This is a genomic window from Metabacillus arenae (assembly GCF_014773385.1).
Taxonomy (GTDB): domain Bacteria; phylum Bacillota; class Bacilli; order Bacillales; family Bacillaceae; genus Metabacillus_D; species Metabacillus_D arenae.
In genome coordinates this window covers 217,617-226,547 of record NZ_JACXAI010000005.1, presented here as the reverse complement: position 1 = coordinate 226,547, position 8,931 = coordinate 217,617, and the positions used below count along the sequence as shown (strand labels likewise).

At 38.1% G+C, this 8,931-nt stretch carries 6 protein-coding genes, 1 rRNA gene and 1 pseudogene; all 8 read right to left on the bottom strand.

Annotated features, from left to right (window positions below):
- Positions 1-170, bottom strand: a 16S ribosomal RNA gene (locus IC621_RS06505); the annotation flags it as partial.
- A 249-nt stretch (positions 171-419) separates the two neighbouring features.
- A pseudogene (locus IC621_RS27145) lies at positions 420-1,000 on the bottom strand (HD-GYP domain-containing protein).
- 169 nt (positions 1,001-1,169) lie between these two features.
- On the bottom strand, positions 1,170-1,523 hold the full coding sequence (locus IC621_RS06490) for a hypothetical protein (protein WP_191156878.1): 354 nt from the start codon (positions 1,521-1,523) through the stop codon (positions 1,170-1,172).
- Between the two features lie 187 nt (positions 1,524-1,710).
- Positions 1,711-4,230, bottom strand: a complete 2,520-nt coding sequence (gyrA, locus tag IC621_RS06485) for a DNA gyrase subunit A (RefSeq protein WP_191156876.1) — start codon at positions 4,228-4,230, stop codon at positions 1,711-1,713.
- A 700-nt stretch (positions 4,231-4,930) separates the two neighbouring features.
- Entirely contained in the window at positions 4,931-6,850 is a 1,920-nt protein-coding gene (gene gyrB / locus IC621_RS06480) for a DNA topoisomerase (ATP-hydrolyzing) subunit B (RefSeq protein ID WP_191156915.1), read from the bottom strand.
- 140 nt (positions 6,851-6,990) lie between these two features.
- On the bottom strand, positions 6,991-7,254 hold the full coding sequence (gene remB, locus IC621_RS06475) for an extracellular matrix regulator RemB (RefSeq protein WP_191156874.1): 264 nt from the start codon (positions 7,252-7,254) through the stop codon (positions 6,991-6,993).
- A gap of 8 nt (positions 7,255-7,262) precedes the next feature.
- A complete protein-coding gene (gene recF, locus IC621_RS06470; RefSeq protein ID WP_191156872.1) occupies positions 7,263-8,387 on the bottom strand; it encodes a DNA replication/repair protein RecF in 1,125 nt (374 codons plus the stop codon).
- 15 nt (positions 8,388-8,402) lie between these two features.
- Positions 8,403-8,618, bottom strand: coding sequence for a S4 domain-containing protein YaaA (gene yaaA, locus IC621_RS06465; RefSeq protein ID WP_191156870.1), 216 nt, complete (start codon positions 8,616-8,618; stop codon positions 8,403-8,405).
- Positions 8,619-8,931: the final 313 nt, after the last annotated feature.

Sequence of the window (8,931 nt, the reverse complement as noted above, 5' to 3'; positions counted from 1 at the left end):
TAGCCCCGGTTTCCCGGAGTTATCCCAGTCTTACAGGCAGGTTGCCCACGTGTTACTCACCCGTCCGCCGCTAACCAATCAAAAGCAAGCTTTTAAATGATTCGCTCGACTTGCATGTATTAGGCACGCCGCCAGCGTTCGTCCTGAGCCAGGATCAAACTCTCCGATAAAATGTAGAGTTGATTAGCTCTTTAAAAAATAAAAATAGAATTAACGTTGACGCTTTGCTTTGTTTAGTTTTCAAAGAACTTTAGTGTCACCTCTCAAAAGCGACTACTTTAATATAACATTTAGGCTCTTAAAAAGTCAACACTTTTTTTATTTCTTTATCAAATATGACAAGTGCTCTAAAGCCAACTTATAAAGTATAACATGAAAACTGAATTGGTCAAGGAGAAAAGAGCAAAATATTTTTGCTTTTACATTAGTTCTTTTATGTATAATTGGTGATTTTCGTTGAGATTTATGACCTCTTCTGTATCATTGATTTTTACTATTGGCCGGCCTGGTTCATTTTCAACAAAATAGACGATATCAGCAACTCGTCCGTCAGATAGCATCAGTTGCGATTTAGACATTAAAGATCCTATTAATTTTGTAAGTGTTTCGACCACAGCTAAATCATATTTTCCAAACTCATCTTTACGTATTTGTTCAAGAGCTTTTATCGGAGATTGTCTTTGCCGGTAAGGACGATATGAAACCATAGCCTGGTAAACATCAGCAACTCCAACAATTTTTCCATATGTATGCAGTTCTGTTCCGTTCCTGCCTAATGGATAACCACTTCCATTTAATCGTTTTGATGTTGAAGAATACCTACTTTTACAGCTTCTTTTACAGCTTTTAAATTTTTGATCATTTGATAACTATATAGGGGATGCTGTTTAATTTCGTTGAATTCACGATCTGTTAATGGAATACATTTTGCCATAACGTTTTCTTCAATTTTAGACATGCCGCAATCAGCTAAAAGGCCTGTAATAGCGATCTGAAAAATGTCCCCTTTTGAATAATTAAGTTTATAAGCAAATACCCCACTTAGTAAAGCAACAGATATTGCATGAAATAAATATATTCCCGCATTTGGATTTGGACATATTGAAATAACCTTAAGACCGTTTCAGGCTTTTGAAGAGCTTTGTCCAATAATGGAATTAAGATATGTCTTACTTTTCCAATATCGACAAATGTCCACCTCGCCATGAAAGAAACATTTTTTTATACGCAGACACTGCTTCTACATAGAAATGTTCGATATCTAATTCATTTATTATTTCTGAAGGTTTCACATCTGCTTCATGGCTCTCAACATTCGACAAAGTTGTTTTAAAAGCACGAAAATCTATTCCGTTTACAAGCTTTGGCTTTACATCCACATCTTTAATTAAAAAGACAGATAGGATTTGCAGGAGCTCTTTATTTAATACAGCTTCCTTAAGCAAAAGCGGTCGGTTTGTTTTTAAAATAACATCTTCTGATAAAATACAGCCTTCTTTAAGCTCATACACTGGTACTCTCAAGCTTTCAACCTCCCTTTTTTTATTATAAATGGCAAAGGATGTAAAAAGAGAATTTTTTCATCGGAAAACCAGCAGAACGTTTAAAATAAATTTGAATCTGATAAGTGTTTCCTTAGAGTAAACCGACAACAAATAAGCAGGTGCTCAATGCATAGAAAAAACGCAGCAAACAAAGCTGCGTTTAAAATTACTCTTCATTTGGTTCCGTTTCAGTGTTTGTATTTACATCTGCGGGGTTATCTTCTGTCTCCATGTCAACTATTTCTTCCGGTTTTTCTTCCTCTTTCTCAACTATTGCAACTGTTGCGACATATTCATTTTCATCAAGCCTTATCAGCTTAACTCCTTGAGTATTTCGACCCATTGTGGAAATACCGCTGACATCCATCCGAATCAGGACACCGCTTGCTGTAATCAACATTAGGTCCTCATCTCCTTTTGGAGTTTTAACGGAGACTACCTGGCCGTTTTTGTCAGTGATGTTACACGTTTTGAGTCCTTTACCGCCACGGCTTTGAATACGATATTCTTCAGCTGGAGTCCGCTTACCATAACCATTATGTGTGACAATGAGGACATCCGTTTTTTCCTCGAGAATTTCCATTCCTACTACTTCATCATCTTGATCTAGAGTAATCCCTTTAACTCCAGTTGCCGTACGGCCCATTAATCTTACATCTGTCTCAGGGAAGCGAATGAGCATTCCGTTCTTCGTTCCAATGATCATATGCTTCGAGCCATCAGTCAATCGAACAGAAATTAATTCGTCCTCCTCTCTTAAATTAAGAGCAATCAAACCGCCTTTTCGGATATTAGCAAACTGAGAGAGAGCCGTACGTTTTGAGATCCCTTCTTTTGTCGTAAAGAATATATACCAATCATCTACGAACTCGGAAACTGGGATAATGGCATTTATCCATTCTCCTTTTTCAATACCTAATAAGTTTATAATCGGTATACCTTTTGCTGTCCGGCTGTATTCAGGAATTTCATACCCTTTTGCACGGTATACTTTTCCTTTATTTGTAAAGAATAGGATCGTATCATGTGTAGAGGTCGTTAATAGATGCTCAACAAAGTCATCTTCGTTTGTTCCCATTCCTTGAATACCACGTCCTCCTCGTTTTTGACTCTTATACGTAGAAAGAGGAAGCCGTTTAATATAGCCATTATGCGTTAATGTTAATACAATGTTTTCTACAGGAATTAAATCTTCATCCTCAATCATTTCAATTCCACCGGCAACTAGCTCAGTACGGCGCTCATCATTGAAGCGGTCTTTAATTTCCGTTAGTTCATTGCGAATAATCTCAAGTACTTTTTCTTCATCGGCTAAAATAGCTTTTAATTCAGCTATTAGCTTGAGTAAGTTTTGATATTCTTCTTCAATCTTCTCTCTTTCCAATCCTGTTAAACGCTGCAAACGCATATCCAAGATCGCTTGAGCTTGCTTTTCTGATAAAGAAAACTGCTCCATCAGGCCCTGTCTTGCAATATCAGTTGTTTGAGAGTTGCGAATTAAGTTAATGACAGCATCTAAGTTATCAAGAGCGATACGCAAGCCCTCTAAAATATGAGCTCTAGCCTCTGCTTTCCGAAGTTCAAAAGCAGTTCTTCGTTTGATTACTACTTTTTGATGCTCAAGATAGTGATATAAGCATTGCTTCAAGTTTAAAACTTGAGGCTGTCCGTCAACTAATGCTAGAAGGTTTATACCAAAGCTTGTTTGAAGAGCTGTTTGTTTAAATAAATTGTTTAGCAATACATTTGCATTTGCGTCTTTTCGGACTTCAATGACAATACGCATCCCTTTTCGGTCTGACTCATCACGAAGATCTGAAATTCCCTCGATTTTCTTATCACGTGCAAGGTCTGCAATTTTTTCAATTAATCTTGCTTTATTGACTTGATAAGGAAGCTCTTTGACAAGGATAACTTGCTTTCCTGAAGGTTTTTCTTCTATCTCAACTTTAGCACGAATGGTGATGGAACCCCGTCCCGTTTCGTAAGCTTTTCTAATTCCGCTTCTTCCAAGAATTTGGCCTGCTGTCGGGAAGTCTGGACCTGGGATAATTTCCATTAATTCAGCAATTGTAATATCTGGGTCTTTACTTAGCGCTAAAACACCATCAACCACTTCTCCAAGCTGATGGGGCGGAATGTTTGTTGCCATCCCTACCGCAATACCCGCTGCTCCATTTACGAGCAGGTTAGGAAATCTTGAAGGTAAGACAATTGGTTCTCTTTCTGAACCATCGTAGTTATCTTGATAATCTATTGTATCTTTCGTAATATCACGCAATAGCTCCATAGATATTTTAGACATACGTGCCTCTGTGTAACGCATGGCAGCTGCTGCATCGCCATCAACCGATCCAAAGTTTCCATGACCGTCTACCAGCATGTAACGGAAGTTAAAATCCTGAGCCATCCGAACCATCGAATCATAAACAGCTGAATCACCATGCGGATGATACTTACCAATAACTTCCCCAACAATACGAGCTGATTTCTTGAATGGTTTATCGCTCGTCATCCCAAGGTCATTCATAGCATACAAAATTCGCCGGTGAACAGGCTTTAATCCATCACGAACATCTGGAAGTGCACGGGAAACGATAACACTCATCGCATAGTCCAAGAAAGATGTTCTCATCTCTTGGCTTATATTTATTTCCTTTACTCGAGGTTTTAAATTTTCATCCATCATAATACCTCCTTCATGTCAAAACTTAGAACGATAAGCTCAAGTCAGATTTTATCCAAAATCTCAAGGTCACAACATATCATTCTGATAATATAAAAAATGGGAGCTAGGTGTCTCCACCCATTCATTGAGAAAAATTTTATAGAAAATAATTCTTTGAAACCTTCAGGAAAAATCCATGATTAGAAGCTTCAGTTTTATGTGATTATTTTTTTCAGCATACACTCCATTATATCAATAATAGATGGACATTACACATCATTTTAAAAGATTCATGCTAATTATGTCGATAAATATAGTTATTGAGAGTTTTTTTGTATTATTTAATAGCAAAGCAGCTCAGACTTAGGGGAGGGGAGGAGCCGAGTTGATTAAATATATATATCAGCTTTGCCGCCTTCGATTTCTCCAAAAAATGACCCTAACCTATTAATTTATAGGCTGTAATCTCTTTTTTGTGTTTATACCTACTTCCCTTAAGAGTAGCTGTTTACCGTTTTGGAAATGCAATTACCCCAGTAGAAACTGTAACAGCATAAAACCAGATTATTAGAATATATGCCGGCTAAAAAGGATACCTGACAATTTTCATATTACGCATGCGATAAATTATTTTATTCTCTTTCAAAATGAGTTAGGAACTTGACGATTTGCCAACCAAGAAAAAAAACACTCAGCGCAAACTGAGTGTTCAACCTAGCTAGATATCAAGATTTTTAACGTATTTTGCATTTTCTTCAATGAAGTTCCGACGGGGCTCTACTTTATCTCCCATCAAAATATCGAAGGTTTCGTCTGCTTCCATTGCATCTTCGAGTGTAACTTGAAGCAGGGTTCTTGTTTCAGGGTCCATTGTTGTTTCCCAAAGCTGTTCGGGATTCATCTCACCTAAACCTTTGTAACGCTGGATCCCTGGTTTCGGCTGTTGCGGCATTTCTGCTAAATATCGTTCAAGCTCTTTGTCATTATAAGCATATTCAATCCGTTTTCCTTGTTGAATTTTATATAGTGGCGGCTGGGCAATATAGACAAAGCCGCTTTCGATCACTTGACGCATATAGCGGTAAAAGAATGTTAGCAATAAAGTTCGAATATGGGCTCCATCAACGTCCGCATCCGTCATAATGACAATTTTATGATAACGGGCTTTCTCCGCATGAAAATCCTCGCCTACCCCTGTTCCGAGAGCCGTAATGATAGTACGAATCTCATTATTAGATAGAATTTTATCTAGGCGGGCTTTTTCAACATTCAAAATTTTTCCTCTCAAAGGGAGAATTGCTTGGAAATGGCGATCACGCCCTTGTTTAGCAGATCCACCCGCTGAGTCTCCCTCAACGACATAAAGTTCTGAAATAGAGGGATCTTTAGAAGAACAATCTGCTAGTTTTCCTGGTAAATTTGATATTTCCAATGCACTTTTTCTTCGTGTCAATTCGCGTGCTTTTTTTGCAGCCATACGAGCTCTCGCTGCCATTACTCCCTTTTCAACTATCTTTCTAGCTGAAGAAGGGTTTTCAAGTAAGAAGGTCTCTAGAGCTTCTGAAAATACTGAGTCAGTTACCGTTCTCGCTTCAGAGTTCCCGAGCTTCGTTTTTGTTTGTCCTTCAAACTGAGGATCAGGGTGCTTTATTGAGATAATGGCAGTCAGCCCTTCACGGACATCTTCCCCGGTTAAGTTTTGATCATTTTCTTTAAAGACACCGTTTTTCCGTGCGTAATCGTTAATCACACGTGTAAGTGCTGTCTTAAAACCAGCCTCGTGAGTTCCGCCTTCATACGTATGAATATTGTTGGCAAACGAGTAGATATTACTTGTATAGCTGTCGTTATACTGCAGGGCTACTTCAATGGAGATGGAATCCTTTTCCCCTTCAATATAGACTGGCTCCTCATGAACAACTTCCCTTGTGCGATTTAAATGCTCAACATATGATTTGATACCACCCTCATAGTGGTATTCCTTGGTCCGTTTTTCTTCTCGTTTATCTTCAATCGTAATTTTTAAGCCTCTATTTAAAAACGCTAGTTCGCGTATACGAGTTGCTAAAATGTCGAATTCATACACGATCGTTTCCTTGAAAATTTCAGGATCTGGTTTAAAGTGAGTAATCGTTCCCGTAATGTCAGTTTCACCAATTACCTTTAAATCTTCACAAGGTACGCCTCGTTCATATTTTTGATAATGTATTTTCCCATCACGATGTACTTTTACATCCAATTCGGTGGAAAGGGCGTTTACAACAGAGGCACCTACCCCATGAAGGCCGCCGGATACCTTATATCCTCCGCCGCCAAATTTCCCCCCTGCATGAAGTACAGTCATAATGACTTCAACTGCAGGACGGCCCATTTTTTCTTGAATACCGACTGGAATACCGCGCCCATTGTCTTTTATTGTTATACTATTATCTTCTTCAATTATGACGTTAATTTCTGTACAGTAACCTGCCAGAGCTTCATCAATACTGTTATCAACAATTTCCCAGACTAAATGATGCAAACCTTTTGAGCTTGTTGAACCAATATACATTCCAGGACGTTTACGAACGGCTTCAAGTCCTTCTAAAACCTGGATCTGATTCTCATCATATGCATTTTGCTCCATTTTTTGTTCCATCGCCATGCGAATCACCTGCACTTTTCTAAAACATAAATTTATAAACTGTATAAGTCTCCAGCTTGTGATGACCTATAGACCCCTCCAACCTATCAATCAGGCAGGCTCAGTACTTTTTTAACTTGACCCATAAATTATTCTTAATCTTTTAAAGAGGACATTTTTGGATCGAACATTGAATGTGACCGCCTTTTTAAAGTACTTGAACCTAAAGGTGAAAAATAAATATGTTCAGTTGTAATAACAATTGATTTAGGTTCACTTTGAGAAAGGTGGACAAACTGGGATTTCTGCCTATCCATAAATTCCTGATAGAAAGGTGATGCTTGCGATGAATAGTAGTCTAAAATCATCACAACTTCTCGGGACGGTACAACAAAATTGTCACCTAAATGGATATACATATTCCTACTCACCTCGAGTTGACAGAAACCAGTTCTCCAGTGGAGACGTGGAACATTGTGGCTTCTTTTAAAGTTTGATGGTCAATTCCTTCAACACTAGTTGTTGTAACAAAGGTTTGCACCTTTCCTTGAATTGTATTAAGTAAGTGTGATTGCCTGAAATCATCCAACTCAGATAATACATCATCAAGTAAAAGAATGGGATATTCTCCAATTTCCTCGTGAATCAATTCAATCTCCGCAAGCTTTAAGGAAAGGGCTGTTGTTCTTTGTTGTCCTTGTGAGCCGTAGGTTTGAACGTCACGTTCATTTACCAAAAATTGTAAATCATCACGATGAGGACCTGCTAAAGTCGTACCACGTTCGATTTCTCTTTCTCTTATTTTATCAAATTTTTCTTCGTATGCTTCTATCATTTTCGACAAATCTCCGTCATCTGATACGTCAACAGAAGAAAGGTAATGAATGGTGAGGTTTTCAAGGTCTCTGCTTATCCCTGAATGAATAGGCTCTGCCCATTTTTGTAATTGCTTTATGAATTCAAGCCGTTTGATAACAAGCTTCGTTGCAACTTCAATCAACTGAGCAGTTAAGACATCAAGCATTGTCAGATCAGTTTGCTTTTTTGTCATAAGCTGCTTTAAATATTGATTTCGTTGATTCATGATTTTTTGATAACGGCTAAGATCATAAATATAAACTGGGGAAACTTGTCCAATTTCCATATCGATAAACCGCCTACGGATCTGCGGGCTGCCTTTTACTAGATTTAAGTCCTCAGGAGCAAACATGATAACATTCATTGCTCCAATATATTGACTAAGCTTTTTTTGCTCAATATGATTGACCCTAGCTTTCTTTCCCTTTTTAGAAAGCACAAGCTGCATTGGAATCGAGCCATTAGCTTTTTGAACCCTACCCTCTATTTTAGCATATTCTTCATCCCATTGAATTAATTCTTTATCATTAGATGTTCGGTGGGATTTTGCCATAGCCAAAACATAGATCGCTTCCATCATGTTTGTTTTGCCTTGGGCATTCTCTCCAAGTATGACATTCACTTTATTTTGAAAATCAACTGAAAGCTTTTTATAATTTCGATAGTTTGTTAACGTTAATTCTTTGATAAACAATATCGTTCACCAACTTTAATTAGTCACTGTAAATATACCGACCTCAGGGATCTTTACTTCATCTCCTGGAGTAAGCTTCTTTCCTCTGCGATTTTCTGGTTCTCCATTCACATAGACCTCATATTCTTGGAGAAACCATTTTGCCATTCCGCCGGATTGGATAACATCTGCTAGCTTTAAAAATTGGCCGAGTGTAATGGTTTCCGTTTCAATTTTGATAGCCTCTGCCATTTGCTTCGCCTACTTTCTACTAGTCACTAATACCTTATTGTACTAAAAAAATGATCTTGTTGGAAAGAATATTTCTGTTAGAGGAGGTTTTATCCGCCTAAGATCAGGATAAACTCCGTGAACCTTCAAATGAAAAGCAAAAAGGCACACCCAGGGTCGGAGCAGGACAACGATATCTGTATACCATTACCCGAGCTTAAACTTCTTTTCGTAAGAAAAGCTCAGGGGCGCTAGTCCTTAAGCGAGCTGGCATGAAGGTTGTATCGGCGGATTAGCTTATGACCTAAAGACTGATTGCGCTTGGAGCTTAGAC